Source organism: Virgibacillus dakarensis (assembly GCF_900155625.1).
Taxonomy (GTDB): domain Bacteria; phylum Bacillota; class Bacilli; order Bacillales; family Amphibacillaceae; genus Lentibacillus_C; species Lentibacillus_C populi.
In genome coordinates this window covers 1-1,311 of record NZ_LT732549.1, presented here as the reverse complement: position 1 = coordinate 1,311, position 1,311 = coordinate 1, and the positions used below count along the sequence as shown (strand labels likewise).

Here is a 1,311-nt window from a genome sequence, read left to right as displayed (position 1 = left end):
TCACCCGTCCGCCGCTCGTTCCACTAGCGTCCTCCCGAAGGATTCCGCTTGCTTCCCGCGCTCGACTTGCATGTATTAGGCACGCCGCCAGCGTTCGTCCTGAGCCAAGATCAAACTCTCCAAAAAAATTTGTATAAGACTAACACCAATTAATCTTATGAAATGTCTTAGCTTCAAAAATTTGATTTCAGTGTCAAAAGACTTCATCGGAATCTGACCTCCGGCTTCTGACCTCTGACATCCGTTACATACTGGTTGTTTTGTTCAGTTTTCAAAGAGCAAATGTTTTGTCGCTCTAATTTTGGCGACTTGATTATTATATCAACCTAACAAGCATTTGTCAATAACTTTTTTTAGGTTTGGAAATAATATGGTGGAGCCTAGCGGGATCGAACCGCTGACCTCCTGCGTGCAAAGCAGGCGCTCTCCCAGCTGAGCTAAGGCCCCTTCAAAATGGTCGGGAAGACAGGATTCGAACCTGCGACCCCATGGTCCCAAACCATGTGCTCTACCAAGCTGAGCTACTTCCCGCAAAATATGGCGCGCCCGAGAGGAGTCGAACCCCTAACCTTTTGATCCGTAGTCAAACGCTCTATCCAATTGAGCTACGGGCGCATATGGTGCCGAGGGCCGGACTCGAACCGGCACGGTAGAAACCTACCGCAGGATTTTAAGTCCTGTGCGTCTGCCAATTCCGCCACCCCGGCATGGGAATTGGAGCGGAAGACGGGATTCGAACCCGCGACCCCCACCTTGGCAAGGTGGTGTTCTACCACTGAACTACTTCCGCTTAATACATTGAAATGAATGGTGCGGGTGAAGGGAGTCGAACCCCCACGTCGAAAGACACTAGATCCTAAGTCTAGCGCGTCTGCCAATTCCGCCACACCCGCAAAACCTTGGTGAGCCATGGAGGATTCGAACCTCCGACCCTCTGATTAAAAGTCAGATGCTCTACCGACTGAGCTAATGGCTCCAAAAAAGTTATATGCATCAAAAATGGTGCCGGCCAGAGGACTTGAACCCCCAACCTACTGATTACAAGTCAGTTGCTCTACCAATTGAGCTAGGCCGGCTTATGTAGTTATAAAAAACAAATGGTGGAGGATGCAGGGCTCGAACCTGCGACCCCCTGCTTGTAAGGCAGGTGCTCTCCCAGCTGAGCTAATCCTCCGACACTTATGTAGCCTGGCGGCGTCCTACTCTTGCAGGGGCAAAGCCCCAACTACCATCGGCGCTGGAGAGCTTAACTACTGTGTTCGGCATGGGAACAGGTGTGACCTCTCCGCTATTGCTACCAGACATATAGGG

At 50.8% G+C, this 1,311-nt stretch carries 9 tRNA genes and 2 rRNA genes; all 11 read right to left on the bottom strand.

Features of this window, described 5'->3' with window-relative positions:
- A 16S ribosomal RNA gene (locus tag CZ382_RS00055) occupies nucleotides 1-126 on the bottom strand; the annotation flags it as partial.
- A 245-nt stretch (nucleotides 127-371) separates the two neighbouring features.
- Nucleotides 372-447 (bottom strand) — tRNA-Ala (locus tag CZ382_RS00050).
- A 7-nt stretch (nucleotides 448-454) separates the two neighbouring features.
- Nucleotides 455-531, bottom strand: a tRNA-Pro gene (locus tag CZ382_RS00045).
- A gap of 7 nt (nucleotides 532-538) precedes the next feature.
- Nucleotides 539-615, bottom strand: a tRNA-Arg gene (locus tag CZ382_RS00040).
- A gap of 3 nt (nucleotides 616-618) precedes the next feature.
- A tRNA-Leu gene (locus CZ382_RS00035) sits at nucleotides 619-707 on the bottom strand.
- A gap of 8 nt (nucleotides 708-715) precedes the next feature.
- A tRNA-Gly gene (locus CZ382_RS00030) sits at nucleotides 716-790 on the bottom strand.
- 18 nt (nucleotides 791-808) lie between these two features.
- Nucleotides 809-893: transfer RNA gene (locus CZ382_RS00025), tRNA-Leu, on the bottom strand.
- 7 nt (nucleotides 894-900) lie between these two features.
- Nucleotides 901-976 (bottom strand) — tRNA-Lys (locus CZ382_RS00020).
- 24 nt (nucleotides 977-1,000) lie between these two features.
- Nucleotides 1,001-1,076, bottom strand: a tRNA-Thr gene (locus CZ382_RS00015).
- 22 nt (nucleotides 1,077-1,098) lie between these two features.
- Nucleotides 1,099-1,174, bottom strand: a tRNA-Val gene (locus CZ382_RS00010).
- Between the two features lie 12 nt (nucleotides 1,175-1,186).
- Nucleotides 1,187-1,302 (bottom strand): 5S ribosomal RNA (gene rrf, locus CZ382_RS00005).
- Nucleotides 1,303-1,311 lie beyond the last annotated feature (9 nt).